Consider the following 26,724-nt stretch of genomic DNA (forward strand, 5'->3'; position numbering starts at 1 on the left):
GATTATTGAAACAGAGATAGGGTTGCGGGACCGGCGAAGCAAGTCATGACAGCGATGCCGTCCGCGCATGGCCTCAACCTTCGCACGGCCTACCATTCGATGCTCGAACCGTCATAGGCATGGAAGCTTCCGCTCTGCGCCGGCTGAAGTCTATCCAGAACGGAGAGCATCTTGGTCGCGCTCTCTTCCGGTCGAAACCGATCGCGGCCACCCGCATAGTCATCACTGAGCGAGGTTGCCACGGTGCCAGGATGCAGTGCTGCCAAGACCGACTGCGGGTGAGTGCGGCCAAGTTCGACGGAAGCGGTTCGGACGATCTGGTTCAACGCCGCCTTCGAGGCGCGGTAGGATACCCATCCGCCGAGATGATTGTCACCGATAGAACCGACCCTCGCCGACAGAAACGCCATCAGCCCGCGGTCTCGCCTCGGCAGTTTCGCCGCGACATGTTTCAACACCAGCGCGGGGCCGAGCGCATTCAGCGCAAATTGCTTCATCATCGAGTCGGCAGAAAGCTGCTTCAGCGCCTTTTCCGGGCCAACGCCGTCGATCGTCAGCGCACCGGTGGCGCAGAAGATGAGCTGAAACTCTCCGTCAAGTCTTCCGAGGACGTCGTGAACGCTCGCCTCGTCGGTAATATCCAGTCCGTCGGTGGAACGTGAAAGCCCGACGACCTCTGCGCACCGCTCGTCCGTCTGGAGCAATCTCGCAACTGCCGAGCCGATGCCACCGCTAGAGCCGATGACGAGCGCGCGATATCCGTCTGCGAGTGACGTCATCATCACGAGATACTCCTAAACAGGCTCTGCATCATCGAGCTTTTTCAGAAACTGGCGCGCGGCATTTTTATAATCCTTGCGCTGTTCGTCCCTCATCCGGCCCCAGGTCGCGTAAGGCTGGGCCAGACGGCGGTTGCCGTCGAGCTTCTTTCTGTTCCGATCAAGGAAATCCCAGTACAGTGAATTGAAGGGACAGGCTCCCTCCTCGGTCTTCTTGCGCACATCGTAGCGGCAGTTTTCGCAATAGTCCGACATGCGCGAAATATAAACACCACTTGCCGCATAGGGTTTGGATCCAAGCAATCCGCCATCGGCGAACTGGCTCATGCCGATAACATTCGGCATCTCCACCCATTCGAAGGCATCGGCGTAGACCTCAAGATACCATTCATGCACGGCATAAGGATCGAGGCCCGCGAGAAGCGCAAAATTGCCGGTGATCATCAGCCGCTGAATGTGATGGGCATAGGCGTGATCAATAGTTTCACCAATGACGGTTGAAAGGCAGTTCATCTCGGTCTTGCCGTCCCAGAAAAAGGATGGAAGCGGTCGCGACGCGTCAAAGAAGTTGCGATCCGCATAGTCCGGCATGAAGTGCCAGTAGATACCACGCATATATTCCCGCCAGCCAATGATCTGGCGAATGAAGCCCTCGACAGCGTTGATCGGCGCATCGCCTTCCAGATAGGCGCGTTCTGCCCTTCGGCAGATGTCGAGCGGATCAAGAAGGCCCAGATTGATGTAAAAGGACAGAAGCGAATGATTGAGGAACGGGTCGCTGGAGAGCATGGCATCCTGCGTCTCACCAAAGCTCGGCAGGAAGTGCTCGATGAATGCATCTGCTGCCTGCTCCGCATCCTTCTGCGTGACCGCAAATACAAAGCCCTTCGACTCCCCCATATGCTCGGCAAAACGTTCATCGATCAATTTCATCACGTCGCGCGTCGTCTTGTCGGGCGTAAACTGCGGATGAGAGGCGCGAAAGAGATCGGGCTTTGCCGGCTTGCGGTTTTCGGCATCGAAGTTCCAGCGCCCGCCTATGGGCTTGTCATCCTCCATGAGAAGTCCAGTCTTTCGCCGCATGTCGCGATAGAAGAACTCCATTCTCAGCTCGCGCCGCCCCTCAACCCACGCACCGAACTCATCCTTCGAACAAAGGAAACGGCTGTCGGCCCGTATGTCCACGGGAATGTTGAGGGACTTCTCCCAGCCAGACATCGCCTGCAAAACCCGAAATTCGCCCGGCTCGGTGACGATGACCTTCTCCGGCTTGATCTCTTTAACGGCGCGCTTCAGCTCTTCGGTGAAGCTGCCCGTGTTCGCCTTATCATCCAGCTCGGTGTAGCGAACGACGAACCCCTTGCCGCGCAAATCTTCGGCGAAGTGGCGCATGGCCGAAAGGATCAGGATGATCTTCTTGCAGTGATGGCGCACATAGGTCGTCTCTTCCTGCACCTCGCACATCAGGATCATGTCCTGATCCGGATCGGCACCCTCCAGGCTTGAGACGGAGTGGGACAATTGATCGCCAAGGATGAAGATGAGATTGCGGCAGCGCTGTTTCATCGCCGCAAAACGCCAAGGTGCCGCCTGCCGTTCCAGACGGGAACCGCCATCGACGTCTTTTTATGGGCGACGAGGATGTCGGCGATCGCTGCCAGTATTGCATCTTGTCTGCCCCAGAAGATCGCAAAGCATGTGTGGGTGTAACAAGGCGCACGCGTAAGGGCGATGCTGAGCTGATGTCGTTCAGGAAGGGTCGGGGCCGTAGCGAGACGGACGAGGACGTACGCAGCGCGAATCAGTGGGGCTTCGCGCACCGGCTATCGGCGATCATCGGCACGATAAATCTAAGACTTCGTTAATAAGGGGAACCAAAGACAGTCTCGCCACGTTGCTTTTCCACAATACGGAAAAGGAAGTTCCAAAATGTCAAGATCAGGAAAAGCAAAATCCGTAATTTTTTTAGCAGCAGCCTTCCTGTGCGCTGCAAGCGGCCCATCGTTCGCCCTGAGCGTCATTAACCCCGCCTATGTAAACGAAGCTTCTGCCGAAGAGGCCACGAACGCTTCCGTCTCGGCATTTAGCAATGGCGGCGCAACGAAGGGCAGCGGCGATCTTCTGCTTTCGGCGGACGAAGTTCAACACATTCGTTGGTGCGCAACACGCTACCCATCCTATCACGCATCGGACAATACCTTTGCTAACGCTTCTGGTGCGCGTACGGAATGCCGCTCCAAGTAAGGCGGGCTCCGTGTTGCCCGCCTTCCAATAATCGCGTTGGCAGTTTCAAATCCTGCCAAACATGTCAGAAGTGATAGTTCAAACCACCCTTGACGACGTTGTCGCTGATATCAGTCCGCGATGTGGTGCCGCCAGAGAATGTCCGAACATCGTTGGTCGCAACATAGTTGTACTCGACCTTGCCCGAAATCTGCTGATTGAACTTGTGCTCGATACCAGCACCAAGCAGATAGCCTTCCTTCATGCCATCAGGGCCGACGACATTATCGCCATCGCGAAGGCTCGTAACCGTCAGACCAGCCGTGCCGTAGATGAGAGTTTCGTCCATCTTGACGCCAGCCTTGGCCTTTGCCGCGACGCGCCAGCGCTCGCGCAGATTTCCGTTCGGAACGGAGACGCGGGTATCGCCGAGATGGGTTGCTTCGAGTTCGCCACCAACGACGGCACCGCCGAGATCATAATTGTAGCCGCCCTGAACGCCCAGCGCCAAGCCCTTGCCATCTCGGAAAGGGTTTGCGCTTGGCATCGCAGCGCCAATATGGCCACCGGCATAAGCACCCGTCCAGGAAGAGCTCGCAGGCTCGTTATAGGCCGGTGGCGCCTCGTAGGACGAGGTGAGGTCTGCAGCAACAACCGGGCTGGCAGCCACCATTGCCGCAACGGCAACAGCGTAAGATCTGAATTTATTGGACATCATCAACTCCATACCAAGTCCTTAAGTCTCCCCGCGGGAGACGTCATTCCGAAAGCCACCAAAGACAGTGCCTGTCTGATTGCTGTTATGGTCAACATAAGCGCGAAGGTATGGCGGAAAAAGAAACTTGGTTAGAATTTAGCTAAAACTTTAACGGCATGGATAACAGGAGGTTAACGAAAAGTTGCGATCGCTATTCGCGATCTGATGCTTAAGTGCCGGGTGCAGAGAGCCGGACGTCGGAAGCAAGTTGGGAACCAATAGAGCGCCCTTCTGTTTACCTGGCGAACAACGAACAAAGGAGGCTCACCATGCCAAACCGTGATCCATTGGACGAGTCCACGATCGACAGCCCGCGTGGTCCGACATCGACACCGGGCATCCCGGACCGAGTTCAGGAAAAGCCACCGGTGCCGCCGGTGAAGGATCCGGGCGATACGAAAAACCCGAACGATCCGACACTCAATCCCGCACTTCTGCCGATCGGCGATCCCGCGGGCGCAGCCTGAAAGCTGTTATAGGAATTCACCAAACCGCCGTGCGAGACAATCGCACGGCGGTTTGTTTGTCTTAGAGCTTGACCCAGTTGCCGTTGTCCTTGGACGAGCGAATGCATGCCTCGACGAAGGCAACGCCTTTCACACCATCATCCACGGTTGGGTAGATGACGGCCTTGTCGAGCTCAGAACCGTTGCGGCGCGCATCGATGGCATTGGCCGCTTCCGAATAGATCGTCGCGAAGGCTTCGAGATAACCTTCAGGGTGGCCCGAAGGGATGCGCGTCACGCGTGACGCCGCATCACCGGCACCGGCACCACCACGGGTGATCAGTTGCTTTGGCTCTCCAAGCTTGGTGAACCACAGATAGTTCGGGTCCGCCTGCGTCCATTCCAGCCCCGCCTTGGTGCCATAGACGCGCACCTTTAAGCCGTTCTCATGGCCAACGGCGACCTGGCTGCACCACAAAAGACCCTTGGCCGCCTGCTTTCCGTCTTTCGCCTTGAAGCGCAGCATGACGTGGGCGTTGTCATCCAGGCGCCGCCCTTCGACAAAGGTGTGCACGTCCGCCGCAAGCTCATCCAACTCCAAACCCGAAATGAAGCAGCCGAGATTGTAGGCATGGGTGCCGATGTCACCGGTCGAGCCGCCTGCACCCGACTGCGCGGGGTCCGTTCTCCAGACCGCCTGCTTGGCGCCGGTCTGTTCGATCGGCTCGGCCAGCCAATCCTGCGGATATTCCATCTGAACCAGACGAATATTGCCGAGCACGCCACTTTCCACCAGCTCTCGTGCATGGCGGACCATGGGGTAGCCGGTATAATTGTGGGTGAGCACGAACAGCGCATCCGCCTTGTCGGCAACCTCTTTCAGCTTCTTGGCATCTTCGAGGTTGGAAGTCAGCGGCTTGTCGCAAATGACGTGGATACCGCGCTCCAGAAAGGCCTTTGCCGCGGGATAGTGAACATGGTTCGGCGTGACGATTGCGACGGCGTCGATGCCATCTTCGCGTGCCGATTCCTTTTCCGCCATTTCCTCATAGGAGCCGTAGCAGCGGTCCTCATCGAGCCCCAGCTCCAGACCGGACGCCTTTGACTTCTCCGGCGTGGACGACAATGCGCCCGCCACCAATTCGAAGCGGTTGTCGAGACGCGCCGCCATGCGGTGAACGCCGCCGATGAACGCGCCGCTGCCACCGCCGACCATACCGAGGCGAATACGCTTGGACGCCTTGTCGGTAGTCTTTCCTTCAATTGCCATAGTTTTCAGTCCTCGCAATCGTTCTATTACAGGCCGAGCATGCGCCGGTTGGCCGCATCATCCGTACCGCTGGAGGCGAAATCGTCGAAGGCCTTTTCCGTCACGCGGATGATATGTGCCTTGACGAATTCAGCGCCTTCGCGCGCACCGTCTTCAGGATGCTTCAAGGCGCATTCCCATTCGACGACTGCCCAGCCATCGAAATCATTGGCCGCCATCTTGGAGAAGACGGCGCCAAAATCGACCTGGCCGTCGCCAAGCGAGCGGAAGCGGCCCGCGCGGTTGACCCAACCCTGATAGCCGCCATAGACGCCCTGGCGTCCCGTCGGGTTGAATTCGGCATCCTTGACGTGGAACATCTTGATGCGGTCTTTGTAGATGTCGATGTTGTCGAGATAATCCAGGCACTGCAGCACGTAGTGCGAGGGATCATAGAGCATGTTGGCGCGGCTGTGGTTCTTCACACGCTCCAGAAACATTTCGAAGGTCACGCCATCGTGCAGGTCTTCGCCTGGATGAATTTCGTAGCAGACATCGACACCCTGCTCATCGGCAAAGTTCAGGATCGGTGTCCAGCGTTTAGCAAGTTCGTCGAATGCCGTTTCCACCAGGCCTGCAGGACGTTGCGGCCACGGGTAGATGAAGGGCCAGGCGAGAGCGCCTGAAAATGTCGCGTGTGCATCGATGCCGAGATTGCGCGATGCTTTCAAGGCGAGCTTGACCTGATCGACCGCCCATTCCTGCCGTGCCTTGGGATTGCCGCGCACTTCCGGTGCTGCAAAACCGTCGAAGGCTTCGTCATAGGCGGGGTGAACCGCGACGAGCTGACCCTGAAGATGGGTCGAAAGCTCGGTCACTTCGACACCATTCTGGCGCGCAATGCCAGCAAATTCGTCGCAATAATCCTTGGATTCCGCCGCCTTCTTGAGGTCGATCAACTGGCTCGCCCATGTCGGCACCTGAACGCCGACATACCCTTTTTCAGCGGCCCATTTGGTGATCGCGTCCCAGCTGTTGAAGGGTGCGGCATCTCCCGCGAACTGACCCAGAAACAAACCGGGACCCTTGATCGTCTTCATCTCTGACTTCCTCCTGTATCGATACAGTTGAACGGACCAAGCCTCCGCCGCGCAACCGCGGACAAGCTAACCGCTCCAGAATTTCGTGCAACCCTGAATGTCGCTCGCGCCGCTAAAAATTGCACGGTGGCGACGCCGACCGCTGGAGAAGCTTCGCAGCGCGTCTCGCTCGCGATAACAACTTCGGGAGAACGTCTCAAACGAAGCCAGTGCGGGAAACCTTTTGCAGTTGCTGTGGTTATCCGTTCTCAACCTTTGATCACCAGGAGCTTCGAACCGCCATGATATTGACCAGACGTGCAGTCCTTGCAGCCGGCGCCGCCTCCGCTGCTGCCACGGTTCTTTCAACGCCGTCCATCGGCCATGCCGCGGCTCCTTTCGAGCAGCCTGCACTTCCCTTCAAGGAGGACGCGCTGGCGCCGCATATCTCGGCAAAGACGGTGGGCCTTCATTACGGCAAGCACCACAAGGCCTATTTCGACAAGCTCAACACGCTTTCGAAGGGCACGCCCTATGCGGACATGAAGCTGGAAGAGATTGTGACGGCGTCCTACGGCAAGACGGCAGACAAGAAGATCTTCAATAACGCCGCGCAAGCGTGGAACCACATTTTCTATTGGGACCAGTTTGTTCCCGGCGGTCCGAACAGGCCAGAGGGAAAAACGGCCGATGAAATCAACGCCGCATTCGGTGGCTACGATAAGTTCATCGAAAAGGCCGTCGCGGCTTCCGATGAGGTCTTCGGCACCGGCTGGGTATGGCTCACAAGAGATGACTCCAACAAGCTCGCGCTGGTCGGATATGAAGACGGCAACAATCCTGTCGCTGTTGGTCGCCCGGCATATCTCGGCATCGATACCTGGGAACACGCCTATTACGTCGATTATGAGAACCGTAAGCCTGCCCATATCAAGGCCGTGCTGGAAAACCTCGTGAACTGGCGCTTCGTCGGCGACAAGATTTCTGCGGCTTGAGGTTCGTCGGCGCAATCGACGACTGAACCATCGTGATCCACCCCATGCGCCCTGCATCTCGCGGGGCGCTTCCGTATGCCCGCTCCTCACGGCGATAGAAGGATATATCGCATTTGAGCAATTCAACGATCATAACATTCTAATGATTTCGCCTAAAATAGTATCAGATCGCGGTAAGTTGAATATTTGATCAAAAATCATATGAATCGTTTCAGTGTTCGCTTGAGTATGTAAAGACTTTCTTATAACGACGATCAGTCGGCATTCGCGGGACAAGCGAGCCGGTTACAAAAAATTGGGAGCTCACATATGAGATACAAATTTGGCATCATCGCCGCCGCTCTGCTTTCGGCGACGTGCTTCGCAAATGTGGCAAGCGCGAAAACCTTCGTCTACTGCTCCGAAGGTTCTCCTGAAGGCTTCGATCCGGGCCTCTACACTGCCGGCACCACCTTCGACGCCGCTGCACACACCGTTTACAGCCGCCTGCTGGAATTCGAAAAGGGCACCACAAAGCCAATTCCAGGTCTCGCCGAGAGCTGGGAAGTGTCCAAGGACGGCAAGGAGTACACCTTCAAGCTGCGTCCTGGCGTCAAGTTCCAGACCACAGACTTCTTCACGCCGACCCGCGACCTGAATGCCGATGACGTTGTTTTCTCCATCGAGCGCCAGATCAAGACCGACAATCCATGGCACCAGTATGTTCCGGGCACGTCCTGGGAATATGCAGCCGGCATGGGCTTCCCTGAACTGATCAAGTCGGTCGAAAAAGTCGACGACATGACGGTCAAGTTCACGCTGAACCGCCCGGAAGCGCCTTTCCTCGCAAACCTCGCAATGCCTTTCGCTTCGATCGTTTCGAAGGAATACACCGACAAGCTCGCTGCCGAAGGCAAGCAGGCCGAGCTGAACCAGAAGCCGGTCGGCACTGGTCCGTTCACATTCGTCGGCTACCAGCAGGATGCCGTCATCCGCTACAAGGCCAACAAGGATTATTGGGGCGGCGCACCGAAGATCGACGATCTGGTTTTCGCCATCACCACCGATGCTGCCGTTCGCTACCAGAAGCTCAAGGCTGGCGAATGCCACCTGATGCCTTACCCGAACGCTGCTGACGTTCAGTCCATGAAGTCGGACTCGAACCTCAAGGTCATGGAGCAGGAAGGCCTCAACGTCGCCTACCTCGCCTACAACACCACCCAGGCTCCGTTCGACAAGGTCGAAGTGCGCAAGGCGCTGAACAAGGCCATCAACAAGAAGGCCATTGTCGACGCTGTCTTCCAGGGCATGGCAACACCTGCCAAGAACCCGCTGCCGCCGACCATGTGGTCCTATAACGACAAGATCGAAGACGATACCTACGATCTTGACGCTGCCAAGAAGATGCTCGCAGATGCCGGCGTGAAGGACCTTTCCATGAAGGTCTGGGCGATGCCCGTTTCGCGTCCTTACATGCTGAACGCCCGTCGCGCGGCTGAAATCATCCAGGATGATTTCGCCAAGATCGGCGTCAAGGTTGAAATCGTCTCCTACGAGTGGGCCGAATATCTCGACCGCTCCAAGGCCAAGGACCGTGACGGCGCCGTCATGCTCGGCTGGACCGGCGACAATGGCGATCCGGACAACTTCCTTGACACGCTGCTCGGCTGCGAAGCTGTTGGCGGTAACAACCGTGCACAGTGGTGCAACAAGGAGTTCAACGATCTGGTGAAGAAGGCCAAGGTTACGACCGATCAGGCCGAGCGCACCAAGCTCTACGAAGAAGCTCAGGTTGTCTTCAAGAAGGAAGCACCTTGGGCCACGCTCGACCACTCCCTGTCCATCGTTCCGATGCGCAAGGAAGTAACGGGCTTCGTTCAGAGCCCGCTGGGTGACTTCACGTTCGAAAACGTTGACATCACCGAGTAATCGCTGCACCCAAACAAGACATGCCGCGCATCTTTTCAAAGATGCGCGGCAGTTCCTTTATGCGGCACTCATAACATACCAATAAGCAGGCGAAACTGCCTCGTGCCAGAGCATAGGTTCCTCAAGGAACAGATCGAAGGTTTCTCATGATTGGCTTTCTCGTGCGGCGTATTGCCGTGCTCATCCCGACATTCATCGGGGTTTCTATCATCGCGTTCCTGTTCATCCGGCTTCTGCCGGGCGATCCGGTCGCACTGCTGTCCGGCGAACGCGTCATGTCGCCAGAGCGTCATGCGCAGATCAGCGCAGCGCTCGGTCTCGACCGTCCGCTGGTGATCCAGTATTTTGACTATCTGAAGGGCATCCTGACTGGCGATTTCGGCACGTCCATCGTGTCCAAGTCGCCGATCATCGATCAGTTCTTCGCACTCTTCCCAGCAACGGTCGAACTCTCCTTCTGCGCCATCATCCTGGCTATCTGTATCGGCATTCCGGCAGGTGTGATTGCGGCCATCAAGCGTGGCTCGGTCTTCGATCAGGGCCTGATGGGTATCGCGCTCGTGGGCTATTCCATGCCGATCTTCTGGTGGGGCCTGCTGCTGATCATCCTGTTTTCCGGCATTCTGCAATGGACGCCGGTTTCGGGGCGCATCTCGCTGATGTTCTACTTCCCGCCGGTCACCGGCTTCATGCTGATCGACTCGCTGCTGTCCGGGCAGAAGGGGGCATTCGCCTCCGCGCTTAGCCATCTGGCGCTGCCTTCGATCGTGCTAGCCACCATTCCGCTCGCCGTCATTGCGCGCCAGACGCGCTCGGCCATGCTGGAAGTGCTGTCGGAAGACTATGTGCGCACCGCACGCGCCAAGGGCCTGTCTCACTTCCGGGTGATCGGCATCCATGCGCTGCGCAACGCCATGATCCCGGTCATCACCACCATCGGTCTCCAGGTCGGCGTCATGCTGGCAGGTGCCATCCTCACCGAAACGATCTTCTCCTGGCCGGGCATCGGCAAGTGGATGGTCGATTCCGTCTTCCGCCGCGATTACCCGGTCATTCAGGGTGGTCTGCTGTTGATTGCAGGCATCATCATGGTCGTCAACCTCATCGTTGACCTCCTCTATGGCCTGATCAACCCGCGCATCCGGCACTAAAGGGAGGACCGCTTCATGGCCGATACCGCCATTACCAAAACCGCAGCACCGGTTTCCTCTGCCGCCATGCGCAAGCAGATGCTCAAGGAATTCTGGTTCTATTTCTCGGAAAACAAGGGTGCCGTCATCGGCCTTTATGTTTTCCTCGCGCTCGTGATCATTGCCGTCTTCGCGCACTTCATCGCGCCGCACTCGCCATTTGAACAGTATCGTGACGCTGTCCTTCTGCCGCCCGCCTGGGTCGAAGGGGGACGCCTGACCTACCTGCTCGGCACCGACCCGGTCGGCCGCGATATTCTGTCCCGCCTCATCTACGGCGCGCAGTATTCGCTGTTTATCGGTGTCTTCGTCACCACGCTGTCCTTGACTACAGGCGTCGTCATCGGCGTTCTGGCCGGCTATTATCGCGGCTGGCTGGACACCGCCATCATGCGTCTGATGGACATCATCCTGGCCTTCCCCTCGCTGCTTCTGGCGCTCGTTCTCGTCGCCATTCTGGGACCGGGGCTGACCAACGGCATGATCGCGATTGCGCTAGTTCTTCAGCCGCACTTCGTGCGCCTGACCCGTGCCGCGGTGATGGCGGAAAAGAGCAAGGACTATGTGACTGCGTCGCGCCTTGCCGGTGCCGGTCCTCTGCGTCTGATGTTCCGCACCATCCTGCCGAACTGCACAGCGCCACTGATCGTCCAGGCAACGCTCTCCTTCTCCAACGCCATTCTCGACGCAGCCGCTCTCGGCTTCCTCGGCATGGGCGCGCAGCCGCCTGCACCCGAATGGGGCACCATGCTTGCCGAAGCGCGTGAATTCATTCTGCGCGCATGGTGGGTCGTCACTTTCCCAGGTCTTGCCATCCTCATCACCGTTCTTGCCATCAACCTGATGGGCGACGGTCTGCGTGATGCGCTCGACCCGAAACTGAAGAGGTCCTGATATGGCACTTCTGCAAATCGATAATCTCACCGTCGAGTTTGAAACCGCCAATGGCTGGTTCCGCGCCGTGGATGGCGTGTCGATCTCGGTCGATCCGGGTGAAGTGCTTGCCATCGTCGGCGAGTCTGGCTCCGGCAAGTCCGTCTCCATGCTGGCCGTTATGGGCCTCTTACCTTGGACGGCACGCATTACCGCCGACCGCATGCTCTTCCAGGGCAAGGATATCCAGAATCTCAGCGCATCCGAACGCCGCAAACTGATCGGCAAGGATGTCGCCATGATCTTCCAGGAACCGGTTGCAAGCCTCAATCCGTGCTTCACGGTTGGTTTCCAGATCGAGGAAGTTCTGCGAATCCATATGGGCCTCGACAAGAAGGCACGTCGCGCACGCGCGATCGAACTCTTCAAGCTCGTCGGTCTGCCGGACCCGGAAGAGCGGTTGAAGAATTATCCGCACCAGATGTCTGGCGGTCAGTGCCAGCGCGTGATGATCGCGATCGCGATTGCCTGCAATCCGAAGCTGCTGATCGCCGACGAGCCGACCACCGCGCTCGACGTGACGATCCAGAAGCAGATCCTCGATCTCATCATGCGCCTGCAGGCCGAAACCGGCATGGGCCTGATCATGATCACCCACGACATGGGCGTGGTGGCGGAAACGGCCGACCGCGTCGTGGTTCAGTATAAGGGGCGCAAGATGGAGGAGGCCGACGTGCTCACTCTGTTTGAAAACCCGAAGAGCAGCTATACCAAGGCACTTCTGGCGGCGCTGCCGGAGAACGCAACGGGCGATCGCCTGACGACCGTATCGCAGTTCTTCGATGGCACACCGACGCCAGCCGCAAGCATTGGGGGAGAAACGGCATGAGCGACAACAAGATCATGCTCGAAGTCCGCGACATGAAGCGGGATTATCATATCCCTGGCGGCTTTCTGAAGCAGAGCAAGACGGTTCATGCCGTCAAGGGCGTTTCCTTCAAGCTGGAGACCGGCAAGACGCTGGCAATCGTCGGCGAAAGCGGTTGCGGCAAGTCTACCCTTGCCCGCATGCTGACCTTCATCGACGAGCCCACATCCGGCGAACTCTTCATCGATGGCGAGAAGATGGACACACGTCCCGGCCACCTGACGGCGGACATGCGCCAGAAGGTGCAGATCGTGTTCCAGAATCCATACGGCTCACTCAACCCGCGCCAGAAGATCGGCGATGTGCTGGGTGAATCGCTGCTGATCAACACCAAAATGTCTGCCGCCGAGCGCCGCGAAAAGGCGACCGACATGCTGGTGCGCGTCGGTCTCGGCCCCGAGCACTATAACCGCTATCCGCACATGTTCTCCGGCGGACAGCGCCAGCGTATCGCCATTGCGCGTGCACTGATGCTCAATCCGAAGCTTCTCGTGCTGGACGAGCCGGTTTCCGCGCTCGATCTCTCGGTTCAGGCACAGGTGCTGAACCTGCTTGCCGACCTTCAGGACGAGTTCGGTCTGACCTATGTCTTCATCAGCCACGACCTGTCGGTGGTGAAGTATATCGCCGACGAAGTCATGGTGATGTATTTCGGTGAAGCGGTCGAATATGGCACCCGCGACGAGGTCTTCTCCGACCCCAAGCACAGCTATACCCGAACATTGTTTGCGGCGACGCCCAAGGCAGACGTGGAATCGATCCGCGCCCGCATGGCCGCCAAGGCTATGGCCAAGGCCGGCTGATCACACGACCCTTAAGCCTCGGAGAAATCCGGGGCTTTTTTCATCCTGGCTTGCGCGCACAGATCGCGTAGCGGTGCTGAACGCCACGGGCCGCAGCCTTCAGGACATTCCAGTTCTTTGCCTGGCTCTTGTGAACGTCGCGAAGATCGGTGTCGATCGTCACGTCCTCGAAGCCGGCATCGCGCAGCAATGCTGCCACCGCCTCGGCACGGGCACCTTTGGAAAAATAGACGCGGGATAGAATGCTGTTATGCGTGCCGGCCATATCCGGCGGCATGTGCACCGCTTCGGCCTTGAGAAGCCCGCGCCTTTGCAGCCAGTTCGCCAGGTCTTTCAGGACCTTCTCCATGCGGCTGACATTGACGAAATCGCCATCGACGATCAGCACCTGCCCGCCGGGTTTCAAAACCCGCATCCATTCACAGAAGGCGGCCTTTGGATCGACCAAGGTCCAGACCAGATGGCGGTTGATCACCACATCATAGCTCGCGTCCGGCTCCATGGTGTTTTCCGCATCGCCCATACGAAAGGCAATCTGTCGGTTGCGGCTCTTCGCCTTGGTCTTTGCCCGCTCCAGCATGGGCTCTGCCCAGTCGAGGCCGGTCACGCGGAAGCCGAGATCGTCCATCAGATGGGAGACGACGCCCGTGCCGCTTGCGAGATCGAGCGCCAGCCTCCCCTCACCCGCCCCCAGATGCTTCAGCACAAGGCGATGCCAGGCGGCGCGTTCATCCTCGGAAAAGATTTCATGTCCGGGTGAAAGATCGAAGGTCGCAGCGCGAGCGGACCAATAAGCCTTGATCTCGTCCTTCAGACCAAAGTTGCTTCCGTAGTCATTTGCGCTGTCCATGCTGGCCGACCTTCACCATTGCAGTTGAGAACTGCTCTAAAAGATAAAACTTGACGAACGCAATCATAAAATCTTAAAGCGCCAAAAGTTTTATTGGAGAGCTATTTCAATGCGCATTACAGGCAGATCCGCAGTTCTTGCAATGGGCCTTCTGGTTTCGACCGTATGGCCGGCTTTTGCTGAAAAAGTGACGGTCAAGGACGTCACGGGACGCGATGTCGAGGTCAATGTGCCGGTCAAGCACGTCATTCTCGGCGAAGGCCGCCAAATCTATTTTCTCGCCGCTTTGGACAAGAACAACCCCTTCGAACACGTCGTCGGTTGGCGCGACGATCTGCCGAAAGCTGATCCGGAAACCTATGAGGCCTATCTGGCGAAGTATCCGGATATCGCCAAGCTGCCAAAGTTCGGCGGCATGAAGGACGGTACCTTCGATATCGAACAGGCGGTTGCGCTGAAGCCCGATGTCATCCTGATGAACATCGATGCCAAGACAGCGACGGAGGAAGCCGGCTATATCGAGAAGCTTGGCAAGGTCGGCATTCCGCTGGTCTATGTCGACTTCCGTGAAAAGCCGATGGAGAACACCGAGCCGAGCATGCGTCTTATGGGCAAGCTGATGGGCAAGGAAGCGGTCGCGGAAGACTTCATCAAGTTCCGCTCCGACAGCATCAAGCGCGTGACCGACGTGCTCGAGAAGGAAAACCCGAAGAAGCCCGTCGTCTTCGTCGAGCGCGCCGGCGGATATTCGGACGATTGCTGCATGTCTTTCGGCAATGAGAATTTCGGCAAGATGGTCGAGATCGCCGGCGGTATCAACATGGCCAAGGGCATCATTCCGGGCACCTTCGGCACGGTCAACCCCGAGCAGATCATTGCCTCCAATCCAGACCAGATCATCATCACCGGTGGCAAGTGGGACGCTTATGTGCCCGGCGGCAATTGGGTCGGCGTCGGTTACGGTGCGGATCTGAAGGAAGCGCGCCGCAAGCTGGAAGCGCTGACGAAGCGCCCGGGCTTTACCGGCGTCAAGGCGGTCGAGAACGGCAATGTTCACGCTATTTGGCACCAGTTCTACAACAACCCCTATCAATTCGTCGCGATCCAGGAGATTGCCAAGTGGCTGCATCCCGATCTCTTCAAGGATCTCGATCCTGAGGCGACCTTCAAGGAACTGCATGAGCGTTTCCTGCCGCTCGAATACAAGCCCGGCTACTTCGTGTCTCTGAAAAACGACACGTAAAACAGAGAAGACGATGGCCGAGCCAGGTCAGAAACAAACGAAGCGAGGCGGCCACTCTCCGCCTCGCCATGCTGTTTTTAAAAGAGGGTCATCCCATGATTTTCAAAACGCTTGGCACCATTGCAACCATTCTCCTTGCGACGCTCTCCTCCCCGGCCTTGTCGGCGCAGTTCGTCGACGCGGCCGGTCGCACCGTCGAGATGGATCTGCCTGCAAAGCGGGTGATCCTTGGCGAAGCCCGGCAGGTTCACGTCGTAGCCGCCCTCAAGGGGGACAAAACGTTTGATACGATCGTCGGCTGGCGGGACGATCTCATCAAGAAGGACCCGGATAGCTATACGGCCTACGTCGAGCGCTTTCCGCAGATCAAGGATCTGCCCCGCTTTGGCTATCTGCCGCAAGGCGAGTTCAGCCTGGAAGCCGCAATCGCGCTGTCCCCGGATGTCATCACGCTGAACCTGGAGGCCCAGCAGAGCGCAAAGGAAAGCGGCTTCGAAGAGAAGGCCGCCGCTGCCGGCATCAAGGTCGTCTATCTCGATTTCCGGCTCGACCCGGACAAGAACACCGAACGTTCGATCCGCGCCCTTGGACAAATTTTCGGTGCCGAACAGCGCGCAGACGAATTCATGGCTTATCGCCGCCAGCAGATCGCGCTGGTGACCGATAAGCTGGCGACCGTGAAGGATCTGAAACGTCCTGGCGTCTTCATAGAGCGCGCGCCGGGTATCTCCGGTGAAAACACCTGCTGCCGTACCTTCGGCCCGGTCAATTTTGGCGCGATGGTTGAGGAGGCCGGTGGCCACAATATTGCTTCTGACGTGATCAAGACCACCTTCGGTGATCTCAACCCGGAGCAACTCGTCGTCTCCGATCCAGCCCACATCATCGTTACGGGCTCGAACTGGGCGGCAGAATCCGATATCAACCAGTTCGTGCCTGTTGGCCGCGGCGCCGATATGACACTGGCGCGGGAGCGTCTCGCCAAGCTGATGACCCGCACGCCGTTTCCTGAACTGACGGCAGTCAAGCAAGGCAATGTCCACGCCGTCTGGCACCAGTTCTATGGCGCCCCTTACGAGTTCTTCCCCATCCAGCAATTTGCCAAGTGGTTTCATCCCGATCTCTTTGCCGATCTCGATCCGGAGAAGAATTTCGCGGACTTCCACAAGCAATTCTTACCCGTCAGCTACAAGCCTGGCTACTTCGTTTCCCTCGAAAAAGGCGTAAACTAAAATGGCTTCCGTCACCGAAACGCCCGTGGAGACGACCGGAGGGCATCAATACCGCGCCCTTGCCGGCCGCCGCATACTGATCCTCGTCGGTCTTCTTCTAGCTTTGTGCCTCAGCATTGCGACGGACATGGCGCTGGGGCCGGCGCGTTACACGCTTTCAGACGTGGTAAGCGCCATCTTCGATCCGGCGGCGGTTGCCAACCAGCTTCGCGTGGTGATCTGGGACATTCGCATGCCGATTGCCTTGATGGCGGTCACCGTCGGCGCCTCTCTTTCTGTCGCGGGCGCGCAGATGCAGACCATCCTCTCGAACCCTCTGGCCAGCCCCTTCACGCTTGGCATCTCGGCAGCGGCAAGCTTTGGCGCTGCTTTGGCGCTTGTCGGCGGCATTGCGATCTTCCCAGGCGCGGTGGAGTATATGGTACCGATCAACGCCTTCCTGATGGCGATGCTGGCCGCCCTCTTCATTCACTTTGCGTCCACCATGCGCGGCGTCAGCGTCGAAACCATCGTGCTTCTCGGCATCGCACTGGTCTTCACCTTCAATGCGGCCCTTTCGCTTCTGGAATATCTCGCCTCCGAACAGGCTTTGGCAGCGGTCGTCTTCTGGACCATGGGCAGCCTCACCAAGGCGACATGGGCGAAGGTCTATGTCACCGCCGCCATTCTCGTGCTGACCGTGCCGCTCTTCATGAAGAACGCCTGGGCTTTGACGGCGCTCCGCCTTGGCGATGACAAGGCAGCGAGCATGGGCGTTAACGTCCGTCGCCTGCGCCTCCAGACCATGCTGACCGTCAGCCTGCTGGCCGCCATTCCTGTGTCCTTCGTCGGCACGATCGGCTTCGTTGGTCTCGTCGGCCCGCATATTGCCCGCATGGTGGTGGGTGAGGACCAGCGTTTCTTCCTGCCCGGCTCGGTCATCTGCGGCGCGCTTCTTCTCTCTGTCACCTCCGTCGTCAGCAAGATGCTGATCCCAGGCGCCGTTCTGCCAATCGGGGTGATCACGGCTCTCGTTGGTGTACCCTTCTTCTTCATCCTGATTTTTTCCAACAGGAGACGCGCATGGTAGCCTTGGCTCTACAGGATGTCGGCGCGAAATACGGACGCACCACCGTTCTTTCCAATGTCACTATGGATATGCTCCGCGCAGGGAGCGTCACGGCTGTCATCGGCCCGAACGCAGCCGGAAAATCCACGCTCTTCAAGCGCATTGCCAGCCTGATTTCCGGCCCCGGCGTGGTGACGCTATCTCAAACGGAGCAAGGGCCGAAGACCATCTGCTATATGCCGCAGGACACCGGCGCCAATGCGGTGCTCACGGTTTACGAATCCATCCTGCTTTCTGCCAAGCAGGGAAGCGGCTGGAAAGTTCGCGACGACGAACTTGCCGAGATCGACGCGATCCTGAAGGCGCTCAACATCCACAACCTGTCCTTCCGCGGACTTGGCGAACTGTCCGGTGGCCAGCGTCAGCTCGTGTCGCTTGCCCAAGCACTGGTCCGCAAGCCGGAAGTGCTGTTGATGGACGAACCGACCTCAGCGCTCGATCTTCATCGGCAAGTGGAAGTGCTGGACTTCATCTCAAGCCTCGCCCGTCGCGAGGGCATGATCGTGTTGATTGCGCTTCACGATCTGAACCATGCGCTACGCTACTGCGAAAATACCCTCTTGATTGCCGGTGGCCAGATGGTGGTGAGTGGCGCGACCGAAGATGTCATCACGCCTACCATGCTGCGCGATATTTATCGGGTGGACGCGCGCATTGAAACATGCTCGAGGGGACAGCCCTTTGTTCTGGTGGACGGCACGGCCTAACGCTATCGCCATCTGAGAAGGCTCTGGAAGGCCAATCCGATCACAGGGCGCTAAATTTTTGCGTTGCGGTGCGCGCTGCTGGCCTCCGCCCACTTTGCAAAACCACCGTTCTAAGATAGGACGATTCCATGGAACATTCTTCTTCCATATCTATTCATGGGAGCATATTTTTATGGAAACTGTCGCTTCGATAAAATATTTGAATGAGGCATCGCGCGCGGCGGGCCGTTTGGGCCAGATGGAGTCCAACTTCCATGCATGAGTGTCTTTCCACACCTCCAATCACCCCGCTGCCAGCATGCGAAGACCGCGAATGGGCGCGTCGCGCCATCGGCATTCTGCAAGGCGACGGTCGCCGCTCGGCAGATACTCATCTTGTCAAACCTGTTTTCAACGGCCTGCGCGGCATATCGATTTATCTGAAAGACGAGTCGACGCACCCGACCGGCAGCCTCAAGCATCGCCTCGCCCGCTCATTGTTCCTCTATGGCATCTGCAACGGAAAGATCCGCCAGGGAACGACGCTCGTAGAAGCCTCGTCCGGCTCCACCGCGGTCAGCGAGGCCTATTTCGCGCATCTGCTCGACCTGCCCTTTATCGCCGTCATGCCACACTCCACCAGCCGCCAGAAGGTGGAGGCCATCGAGCGTTTCGGCGGTCGCTGTCATTTCGTCGGCAGCCCTTCCGAAGTCTATACCGTTGCGGAGAAGCTGGCTGCGGAAGCGCAGGGCCATTATCTCGACCAGTTCACCTATGCCGAACGTGCAACGGATTGGCGTGGCAACAACAATATCGCGGAATCCATCTTCGACCAGATGCAGAGCGAAGAGCATCCAGAGCCTTCATGGGTGGTGATGAATGCCGGCACCGGAGGCACCTCCGCCACGATCGGACGCTACATCCGCTATCGCAATCTTCCGACCCGACTGTGTGTGGTGGACGTGGAGCACTCGGCCTTTTACCAATCCTATATGTCGGGAGACCGCAACGTCACCTGCTCGACACCGTCACGCATCGAGGGCGTGGGCCGCCCGCGCGTCGAGCCCTCCTTCATTCCCGGCGTCATCGATCACATGATCAAGATACCGGACGCGGCATCGATCGCTGCCATGCATGTCCTCTCAGAGCGCCTCTTCCGGCGCGTCGGCGGCTCCACCGGCACCAATTTCTTCGGTGTATGCTGGATTGCGGCAGCGATGATGAAGGAAGGACGGGAGGGTTCGCTCGTATCGCTGATATGCGACAGTGGTGACCGATACGCCGCAACGTACTACAATCAGGAGTGGCTCACTCAAAACAGGATCGATATAGGTCCCTACAAGGCCATGGTGGAGGCTTTCATCGACACGGGCGATTTCAGCAGCTTCGACGCCGTAAGGCTATCATAGGCGCTATTTAGAACCGTTCTTCATGGCAGCACGATGGACGCTGCCGACGCTCTCGGCAAGTCGTAATTTGTCGAGAGAAGACGGCTCCAGAGTCTTTGAGCCACGACCGGTTGTTTGGCGTTCTACTCCGACCTACCCCATCGCCTCGGCATTTTTACGAAGCGCCACATACTCCCAGATCGCAACGAGTAGCAGAATGGCTGCACTGGCAATCTGCAGACCATAAAGCGGAACATCTGGGACGAAGAGGAGTGCCACCAGCACACCGACACCGACGAAGTGCGACACCGGCCTCACGTGGGATGCCGCAACCTTAACGCCGATATTGCCGAGCAAAAACAGGATCGGCCCGCCCATGATCGCAAGCGACTCTCTGAGCGTCGCCGGATCATGGCTGTTTGAAAGACTGAAGTCCTCTCCGACAGCCGTCAGGATGATCCCCGCGACGATGGGCAGATGGCCGTAGTTGAAGAGGTTCTGTACGATTTTCTCCGGCTCGGCCGTCTCCTCGGCTTTTTCAGAGGCTTGCTCCTGCCCATGGTGAAAATATATCCACCACATGATGACGGTGCTGAGGAAGGCCGCACAGAACACCACGAAAGTCAGGCCGGAATTCATATATTCCGTCGCCGTCTTGCCTGTCGTGAGGATCGTCTCACCAAGGCAGATGATGACGAACAGCGCGCATCGCTCCGCAAGGTGCTCGCCCGAAAGAAGAATCTGCTCGTCGTCATGGGCACGTATGCCAGGAACATAGTACCGCACGAGCGGCCCGATATATTCAATGGCGATCGCGACCGTCCACAGGATCAAGCGATAGGTCAAGCTATCGGTCAGCCCGCCGGCAATCCAGAAAAAGCTGGATACCACCAGCCATACGGTGATCCTGCCGAAAGTCTTGGAGTTGCCGTGGTCGACACCGTGGAAAACATAAAGACCGAAGAGCGAGCGGGAGAGCTGCATCACCGTATAGATCGATGCAAAGATGATCCCCTGGCTCTCGAATGCCTTGGGCAAAGCGATGGCGAGCAACACCCCGGCAAACATGAGGCCGAACAGGAACATCCTGACAGGCCCCTTATCGGTGTTCAGCAGATTGGTGAGCCATGTGATGTGCACCCATAGCCACCACAGCGCAAGAATGAGGATGGCGGCCTCGTAGAGTGCAGTCGCGCCAAAATCTTCCGTCAAAGTATAGGAAAGCTGGATCAGCGCGAAAACGAAAACGAGATCGAAGAATAATTCTGGAAACGTGGCCTTTTGCGACTCGTCATCGTCAGGCCTGATCCACCCGCTTCCCCTGCTATCCGTCATATATTTCCCCAAGTGGATGCAAGGCCATTCCTTCGCATGAAGCGTGTCGCGATCTTTCAGATCCACTTGTACGCTTCAGGTCCTTGTTTTATCGCATGCCAGTATCACAAAACCGCTGCACTTATGTGTAACGTGGTTTGGCAGCGAGCACCCTATCGCGACGCCGTCGAAAGGGAAGTGTTCATCAGGGCTGCTTCCCTCATCAAAGCGTCTTTGCGCCCCGCCAACTCCACCTCGTTGGAATTGTCAGGATAAAAACGTGGCCCGATGAGGCGCACGCGCTTTCCGGACACGTCGACGATGTAAGTAGCAGCGCTCTCGGCTCGAGGGGCGATCTCGGCTTTCGGTGCGGCGTCCGTTTTAGCAGCCACGGCAGTTTTCGCTCGCTTTGCCAGTTTTGGCTTCTTCACAACAGCACTGTTCGATGAGGCTTTCTTGGTCGGCGCGATGCTGCTGACTTCGTAGGTTTGCGCCAGAACGGCGGTCGTCGTTGACAATAGGAAGAGCGCTGCGGCGCCTGCTGCGAACCGTTTCATCGGGGTCTCCAGAACTGTATAGCTTTGCAGCAACAACAGCGGACCCGGAATTTTGGTTCCACTACTCTAAGGTCACTCAAAGTCTTTTGTGCGAAACCGTACTATCCCGCTGGTAAGACTGCATGAACTTGCATAAACAACAGGATAGGCATAGGTCGTTTTCAACTGCGCATTGCGACATGCCGGGCAACTGTGCCGATTGAGATGTGGGGACGTCATTGGTCAAACTCTCTCCTTTTGTCAGGCGAACCCTGGTCATGCTGGGGCTCGGAATAGCCCTGTTGATCGGAATGGTCGGGGCATCGCTCTGGCTCGTTGAAAAGAACGATAACTATTCCCGTGAGACCGCAGATCTCCGCCGAATCCGCTCGGCAATTTTGGACGTACTCACCACCCTTCAGGACGCGGAGACCGGTCAGCGCGGTTATCTGTTGACCCGCAGGGAAGATTATCTCGCACCATATAGGGAAGCCTTGCAGACGCTGGCGGAAAAGCGTGAGCGGCTTGTGGCCAGCGTTCAGAACAAGCCGATCTATACTGGGAAGCTTCCTGTTCTTCAGACCGCCATCGATGCCAAGATCGCCGAAATCGGTCGCACGATTGATCTTGTGAATGCGGGACGGATCGATGAGGCGATCGATATCGTCCGCGCCGATACAGGCCTCATCTACATGCAGGAAATCCGCAACACGCTGGATGAGTTTCAGGATGTGACGGATGACCGGCTGCGCGTCATTGTCAACGATCAGTTGCAAGCGGCGGACAATCTTCGCTGGGTGACGATCGGCGGCGCTATCGCTATCATCGCGGTTGTGGGTGGCGCTCTTTTTCTGATCGCGAAATACGTCGGCGAACTGATGCGCTCTCGCGAGGAGGTCGATTCACTCAATCGTGGCCTCGAAGAACGCGTTAACGAGCGCACCCGTGACTTGATACGCGCCAATCAGGAAATCCAGCGTTTCGCCTATATCGTGACGCATGACCTGCGTGCGCCGCTCGTCAACATCATGGGCTTTCTGTCTGAGTTCGAAGCCTCGCTGAAACCTATCGAAAGCTATGTGCTGGCCGATGGTGCCACACTCTCGGAAAATGAGATCAGAGACGCACGGTTGGCTGTTAAGGAAGATCTGCCGGAAGCAATCGGTTTCATCCGATCGTCCACCCGCAAGATGGACCAGCTGATCAATGCCATCCTGAAGATTTCCCGCGATGGCCGCCGCAAGCTGCAGGCGGAGAAGGTCGATCTGAAAGAGCTTTTGGCGGTAGCGGCCGCAAGCGTTCAACACCAGGTTTCTGCAGTGGACGGCGAGATCGACGTCAACGTGCAGCCCTTCACCGTCATCAGCGACCGGATCTCTCTCGATCAGATCCTTGGAAATCTTTTCGACAACGCCGTCAAGTATCAGATGAAAGGTCGTCCACTGCGCATTTCAGCGCGCATCATGCCGCAGGGACGTGGTATCGTGCGGCTCGACATTACCGATAACGGACGTGGTATTGCAGAAGACGACCTGGAACGGATCTTTGAACTCTTCAGGCGCGCCGGCGATCAAGATCAGCAGGGCGAAGGTATTGGACTCGCACATGTGCGTTCGCTAATAAGAAATTTAGGCGGGGACATTACCGTCGCCTCGGAACTAGGCAAGGGAAGTACATTCCATCTGACCTTGCCAACTGATCTGCGGAAAATCACACGAGGTAACGACATATGAAAATCACCGGCCAGGAAGTCACGATCGTCATGATCGAAGACGATGAAGGGCATGCGCGCCTCATCGAGAAGAACGTGCGACGCGCGGGCGTCAACAACGAGATCGTGCCCTTCACGCTTGGCAACAAGGCGCTGGACTACATTCTCGGACCGAACCGCGACGGCCTTGTCAGCAAGGACCGCTACATTCTCGTTCTTCTCGACCTTAATCTTCCCGACATGTCCGGAATCAGGATATTGGAGCAGATCAAGAGCAACGAGCATACCAAGCGTCTGCCTGTGGTCGTGTTGACGACGACGGACGACGAGACTGAAATCCAGAAGTGCTACGATCTCGGTGCAAACGTCTATATCACCAAGCCGGTCGATTACGAAGGCTTTGCCACCGCGATCAGAAACCTCGGCCTCTTCTTCTCGGTGATACAGGTTCCATAAAGGCGTAAACGCGGTGCATATACTTTATGTCGATGATGATCCCACTGTCGCGCGGCTCGCTACACGCGTGCTGGGTCGGCACGGCGTTCAGGTCGACCATGCACCGTCCGTCGTCCTTGGGCTTGAGAAATTCAATGCCGGGACATTCGACGCCGTGGTGCTGGACCATTATTTCGTCACCGGCACCGGCCTGCAATTCCTCAATGCCATCGGCGACCGCAGCCGCGATACGCCCGTTCTTTATGTCACCGGCGCAAGTGAGGCACAGATCGCCATCGACGCATTGAAGGCGGGCGCTGCCGACTACGTCATCAAGACAGTCGCCGACGATTTCTTTCCACTGCTCCTGACCTCCATCGAACAGGTTTGTGCCAATTTCCAGCTTCGCAAGGAGAAGGAAGAGGCCGAGCGTCTTCTCGTGCGCGCCAAGGAACGTGCTGAGTTGATGGCAAAAGAGATGAACCATCGCATCGCCAACAGCCTTTCGCTGGTCTCGGCAATGATCCGCATGCAGATGATCGCAGCCTCCAGCGAGGAGGCGCGCACTGTTCTATCGGAAACGCAGAACCGAATTTCAGCCATCGCCGGCGTCCATCGCAGTCTTTATACCGCCGACAATATGGGTGTGGTGGATCTTGACGCCTATCTCTCTTCCATCATCAACGAGCTAGCGAAATCCGGCCCGGACAATGAGCGTATTCGCATCAAGACGGACATGGAGACGATCAGCGCGGCCCCCGACCAGGCGGTGGCACTCGGCGTAATCGTGACCGAACTTACGACGAACTCGTTGAAATACGCCTACCCTACCGCTGACGGGGATATCCGCATCTCGCTCAAAATTCGCGAGGGCAAGCTGCAACTGACCGTCGAAGATGACGGTGTGGGGATGGGAAGCAAGCCGAAGCCGCAAGGCACCGGGCTTGGCACAAAGCTCATCTCTGCCATGGCCCAGAGCCTGAAGGCGACGGTCGAGCAGAGCAGCGTTCAGGCGCACTCGGGAACACGCATCTGCGTGGAATGGGAAGCGCCGCCTGCCTGACACGGCAACGCTCTTTTCAATTAGTAAGTACCCGGCAAACCAGCGACGATTTGCGGCGCAGGCGCACCAGCCATCACCTGCGAAGGCGGAGCAAGCGACGTTACAACGATCGGGGTGCCGTCAGGCACACGATTATAGAGGTCAACAATATCCTGGTTCATCAGGCGGACGCAGCCCGACGACACGGATTTGCCGATCGTCCACCATTCCGGCGAGCCATGCAGTCGGTAGATCGTGTCGCGGCCGTCCTTGAAGATGTAAAGCGCACGTGCTCCCAACGGGTTCATCAGACCCGGAGCCATGCCCCCGTTTGCGGAGCTGTAAGGCGCAAGTTCCGGCTGGCGCGCGATCATCTCATCGGGCGGTGTCCAGCGCGGCCATTGGCGCTTATACTGGATGACACCCCTGCCCGCCCACTCGAAGCCGGCACGCCCCAGGCCCACACCATAACGCATCGCCTGGTTGTTTTCATAGGTGAGGTAGAGGAAGTGGTTCGCCGTGTCGACAACGATGGTTCCTGGCCGTTCGCCGGTCGGGTTCTCGACCATCTGGCGGTAGAATTGCGGATCGATTTTCTGGTACGGGATCGCCGGCAGTGGGAACTGCTCATCCGGCTTCGGTCCATAGACCTCGGCGTAATACGGATCGACTCTGGGGCGTGTTTCCACTGTCTCGCGCGGCGTAGTGGTGCATCCTGCCAGGGCCGTCAGGGCCAGTCCGCCGGTGCCGAACAGAAAGCTTCGGCGTGTCGTTTCATTGTTATTCAATCCAAATCCTCATCAACTGGAGCGCCGTGCGTCCTATTGGCCACCCAAAAGACACTCCACCTTCTTAAATCTATGCATCGTGCCTGCCGAAATCGGTTCCGATGTTCAGGCCGATGCCATCGTCATCGTGCTCCGGAAAACGGATCGGCGAGCGCTGCTTCCGGGCGGCTTATCGGATATTTCGTGCCGGAAACACGACCCGCCATGTCCTTTGCGCCGCTGTTCTTCAAAATAGCGCGGAAGCTTGGATGCATCCCGCCATCGACATAAGCATTCATGACGCTTGAAGTTCCACCGGCCATGGCAACATCGAGCTTCTGCTTCTCGACGTCGAGCCGCGAGGCCACTTGCGGGTCAAGTTGATTGACAGCGGGTGGGCAGGCTGCCAGCGGATCGGCCGGCTCGCCGCCGGCAAATTCTGCGTTGAACACATAGCGGCGACCGCAGACCGAGACCTTTGGCTGACGGCGAGTGACTTCGAAATAGTCATAGCCGTCCTTCAGCGTCCGCCAGAAGGGGAAGTTCGGATCATTCTTGTAAGCCGCCAAATTCTTCGCCGTCATGCGGAACGGGTAGGCCTGAACCTGGAAGCGATCCTGGCCGCCCTTCAAGGCACGCTCGACGATCGCATAGATCTCGCCAATCTGCGCATCCGTCATGGCGTAGCAGCCAGACGAAGAACAGGCGCCATGCACCATGAGCGCTTCACCCGTATAGCCGAGCGCCGATTCAAGCCGGTTCGGATAGCCGAGGTTGAAAGAGACATAATATTGCGAGTTCGGGTTCAGCATGCTGGAAGAGACATGATAGAAACCTTCGGGCGCCTGTCTATCCCCGCTCTTGGTTTTGGGACCAAGCTTGCCGGACCACCGGCACATCGGATAGGCCTTGAACAAGGCGTAGTTACCGGTCTTGTCAACCTTCCAGACTTCCAGCTCGCTTTCCTGCTTGAAAATCCGCACAAGCACGGGGCTTTCCGGCTTCATGCCTTTGGCAGACATGGCGGCAGCAACCTTGGAGGATAATTTAGGCGGCTCTTTCGACGCGCTGTCGAACCCCATGGACGTACAGGCAGCAAGCGACGCACACAGCCCAACGACAGCTGCGGCACGCGCCGATGCGATCATGATATCTCGAAGCTTCGTCGCTACGAAACCCGAT

General features: G+C 57.7%; 26 protein-coding genes. 16 read left to right on the plus strand and 10 right to left on the minus strand.

Features of this window, described 5'->3' with window-relative positions; genetic code table 11:
• Positions 1-89: 89 nt before the first annotated feature.
• Positions 90-782 (minus strand): SDR family NAD(P)-dependent oxidoreductase, encoded by a 693-nt coding sequence (locus tag ACTJK5_RS14645; RefSeq protein WP_440612779.1) that lies wholly within the window; start codon positions 780-782, stop codon positions 90-92.
• 12 nt (positions 783-794) lie between these two features.
• Positions 795-2,345, minus strand: a complete 1,551-nt coding sequence (locus ACTJK5_RS14650) for a cryptochrome/photolyase family protein (protein ID WP_440612780.1) — start codon at positions 2,343-2,345, stop codon at positions 795-797.
• 363 nt (positions 2,346-2,708) lie between these two features.
• Here ACTJK5_RS14650 and ACTJK5_RS14655 point away from each other — a divergent pair, with 363 nt between their 5' ends.
• On the plus strand, positions 2,709-3,023 hold the full coding sequence (locus ACTJK5_RS14655; RefSeq protein WP_440612781.1) for a BA14K family protein: 315 nt from the start codon (positions 2,709-2,711) through the stop codon (positions 3,021-3,023).
• A 64-nt stretch (positions 3,024-3,087) separates the two neighbouring features.
• Here the strand turns inward: ACTJK5_RS14655 and ACTJK5_RS14660 are convergent, their stop codons facing one another.
• Entirely contained in the window at positions 3,088-3,717 is a 630-nt protein-coding gene (locus tag ACTJK5_RS14660; protein WP_112358123.1) for an outer membrane protein, read from the minus strand.
• Between the two features lie 311 nt (positions 3,718-4,028).
• On the opposite strand from ACTJK5_RS14660, the gene ACTJK5_RS14665 reads away from it, so the two are divergent.
• Positions 4,029-4,226, plus strand: a complete 198-nt coding sequence (locus ACTJK5_RS14665) for a hypothetical protein (protein ID WP_062441777.1) — start codon at positions 4,029-4,031, stop codon at positions 4,224-4,226.
• Between the two features lie 61 nt (positions 4,227-4,287).
• Here the strand turns inward: ACTJK5_RS14665 and ACTJK5_RS14670 are convergent, their stop codons facing one another.
• Positions 4,288-5,475, minus strand: a complete 1,188-nt coding sequence (locus ACTJK5_RS14670; RefSeq protein ID WP_440612782.1) for a Gfo/Idh/MocA family protein — start codon at positions 5,473-5,475, stop codon at positions 4,288-4,290.
• A gap of 26 nt (positions 5,476-5,501) precedes the next feature.
• Positions 5,502-6,554, minus strand: a complete 1,053-nt coding sequence (locus tag ACTJK5_RS14675) for a sugar phosphate isomerase/epimerase family protein (protein ID WP_153310600.1) — start codon at positions 6,552-6,554, stop codon at positions 5,502-5,504.
• A 281-nt stretch (positions 6,555-6,835) separates the two neighbouring features.
• Between ACTJK5_RS14675 and ACTJK5_RS14680 the strand changes: the two genes are divergently transcribed.
• The 6 genes from ACTJK5_RS14680 (at position 6,836) to ACTJK5_RS14705 (ending at position 13,230) form a co-directional block, all read left to right on the plus strand.
• Positions 6,836-7,528 carry a superoxide dismutase gene (locus ACTJK5_RS14680; protein WP_062441784.1) on the plus strand — a complete coding sequence of 231 codons (693 nt, stop codon included), beginning with the start codon at positions 6,836-6,838 and terminating at the stop codon, positions 7,526-7,528.
• Positions 7,529-7,837: 309 nt separating this feature from the next.
• Positions 7,838-9,436, plus strand: coding sequence for an ABC transporter substrate-binding protein (locus tag ACTJK5_RS14685; RefSeq protein ID WP_062424094.1), 1,599 nt, complete (start codon positions 7,838-7,840; stop codon positions 9,434-9,436).
• Positions 9,437-9,582: 146 nt separating this feature from the next.
• The gene (locus ACTJK5_RS14690; RefSeq protein ID WP_440612783.1) at positions 9,583-10,587 is read left to right on the plus strand and encodes an ABC transporter permease subunit; all 1,005 of its coding nucleotides are present in this window, start codon (positions 9,583-9,585) and stop codon (positions 10,585-10,587) included.
• A 15-nt stretch (positions 10,588-10,602) separates the two neighbouring features.
• Positions 10,603-11,520, plus strand: a complete 918-nt coding sequence (locus tag ACTJK5_RS14695) for an ABC transporter permease subunit (RefSeq protein ID WP_062424092.1) — start codon at positions 10,603-10,605, stop codon at positions 11,518-11,520.
• A gap of 1 nt (position 11,521) precedes the next feature.
• Positions 11,522-12,388, plus strand: a complete 867-nt coding sequence (locus ACTJK5_RS14700; RefSeq protein WP_440612784.1) for an ABC transporter ATP-binding protein — start codon at positions 11,522-11,524, stop codon at positions 12,386-12,388.
• On the plus strand, positions 12,385-13,230 hold the full coding sequence (locus tag ACTJK5_RS14705; protein ID WP_162686348.1) for a dipeptide ABC transporter ATP-binding protein: 846 nt from the start codon (positions 12,385-12,387) through the stop codon (positions 13,228-13,230). Before ACTJK5_RS14700 ends, ACTJK5_RS14705 begins: the two co-directional genes overlap by 4 nt.
• Before the next feature lie 40 nt (positions 13,231-13,270).
• Here the strand turns inward: ACTJK5_RS14705 and ACTJK5_RS14710 are convergent, their stop codons facing one another.
• Positions 13,271-14,080 (minus strand): class I SAM-dependent methyltransferase, encoded by an 810-nt coding sequence (locus ACTJK5_RS14710; RefSeq protein ID WP_440612785.1) that lies wholly within the window; start codon positions 14,078-14,080, stop codon positions 13,271-13,273.
• Positions 14,081-14,189: 109 nt separating this feature from the next.
• Here ACTJK5_RS14710 and ACTJK5_RS14715 point away from each other — a divergent pair, with 109 nt between their 5' ends.
• The 5 genes from ACTJK5_RS14715 (at position 14,190) to ACTJK5_RS14735 (ending at position 19,758) form a co-directional block, all read left to right on the plus strand.
• Positions 14,190-15,323, plus strand: a complete 1,134-nt coding sequence (locus ACTJK5_RS14715; protein WP_062600074.1) for an ABC transporter substrate-binding protein — start codon at positions 14,190-14,192, stop codon at positions 15,321-15,323.
• Between the two features lie 95 nt (positions 15,324-15,418).
• The gene (locus ACTJK5_RS14720) at positions 15,419-16,555 is read left to right on the plus strand and encodes an ABC transporter substrate-binding protein (RefSeq protein WP_440612786.1); all 1,137 of its coding nucleotides are present in this window, start codon (positions 15,419-15,421) and stop codon (positions 16,553-16,555) included.
• A gap of 1 nt (position 16,556) precedes the next feature.
• Entirely contained in the window at positions 16,557-17,624 is a 1,068-nt protein-coding gene (locus ACTJK5_RS14725; protein WP_440612787.1) for a FecCD family ABC transporter permease, read from the plus strand.
• Complete coding sequence (locus ACTJK5_RS14730; protein ID WP_440612788.1) at positions 17,618-18,370, plus strand: ABC transporter ATP-binding protein; 753 nt, start codon at positions 17,618-17,620, stop codon at positions 18,368-18,370. The genes ACTJK5_RS14725 and ACTJK5_RS14730 overlap by 7 nt, the downstream gene beginning before the upstream one ends.
• 254 nt (positions 18,371-18,624) lie before the next feature.
• Entirely contained in the window at positions 18,625-19,758 is a 1,134-nt protein-coding gene (locus ACTJK5_RS14735) for a PLP-dependent cysteine synthase family protein (RefSeq protein ID WP_440612789.1), read from the plus strand.
• Between the two features lie 132 nt (positions 19,759-19,890).
• Here ACTJK5_RS14735 and ACTJK5_RS14740 read toward each other — a convergent pair whose 3' ends face one another.
• Together ACTJK5_RS14740 and ACTJK5_RS14745 are read right to left on the minus strand one after the other, a co-directional pair.
• A complete protein-coding gene (locus tag ACTJK5_RS14740) occupies positions 19,891-21,072 on the minus strand; it encodes a low temperature requirement protein A (protein WP_062424583.1) in 1,182 nt (393 codons plus the stop codon).
• A 152-nt stretch (positions 21,073-21,224) separates the two neighbouring features.
• Positions 21,225-21,644 carry a hypothetical protein gene (locus tag ACTJK5_RS14745; RefSeq protein WP_440612790.1) on the minus strand — a complete coding sequence of 140 codons (420 nt, stop codon included), beginning with the start codon at positions 21,642-21,644 and terminating at the stop codon, positions 21,225-21,227.
• A 221-nt stretch (positions 21,645-21,865) separates the two neighbouring features.
• Between ACTJK5_RS14745 and ACTJK5_RS14750 the strand changes: the two genes are divergently transcribed.
• The 3 genes from ACTJK5_RS14750 to ACTJK5_RS14760 are packed head-to-tail and all read left to right on the plus strand — an operon-like array spanning position 21,866 to position 24,796.
• On the plus strand, positions 21,866-23,320 hold the full coding sequence (locus ACTJK5_RS14750; protein ID WP_113227512.1) for a sensor histidine kinase: 1,455 nt from the start codon (positions 21,866-21,868) through the stop codon (positions 23,318-23,320).
• Entirely contained in the window at positions 23,317-23,754 is a 438-nt protein-coding gene (locus tag ACTJK5_RS14755; protein WP_062424082.1) for a response regulator, read from the plus strand. Before ACTJK5_RS14750 ends, ACTJK5_RS14755 begins: the two co-directional genes overlap by 4 nt.
• A 13-nt stretch (positions 23,755-23,767) precedes the next feature.
• On the plus strand, positions 23,768-24,796 hold the full coding sequence (locus ACTJK5_RS14760) for a sensor histidine kinase (RefSeq protein ID WP_062441816.1): 1,029 nt from the start codon (positions 23,768-23,770) through the stop codon (positions 24,794-24,796).
• 20 nt (positions 24,797-24,816) lie between these two features.
• Here the strand turns inward: ACTJK5_RS14760 and ACTJK5_RS14765 are convergent, their stop codons facing one another.
• Complete coding sequence (locus ACTJK5_RS14765; RefSeq protein ID WP_062441819.1) at positions 24,817-25,563, minus strand: L,D-transpeptidase; 747 nt, start codon at positions 25,561-25,563, stop codon at positions 24,817-24,819.
• A 122-nt stretch (positions 25,564-25,685) separates the two neighbouring features.
• Entirely contained in the window at positions 25,686-26,690 is a 1,005-nt protein-coding gene (locus ACTJK5_RS14770) for a L,D-transpeptidase family protein (RefSeq protein WP_062424582.1), read from the minus strand.
• Positions 26,691-26,724: the final 34 nt, after the last annotated feature.

Source organism: Agrobacterium sp. 22094, from assembly GCF_052046015.1.
GTDB classification, from domain to species: Bacteria; Pseudomonadota; Alphaproteobacteria; order Rhizobiales; family Rhizobiaceae; genus Agrobacterium; species Agrobacterium cavarae.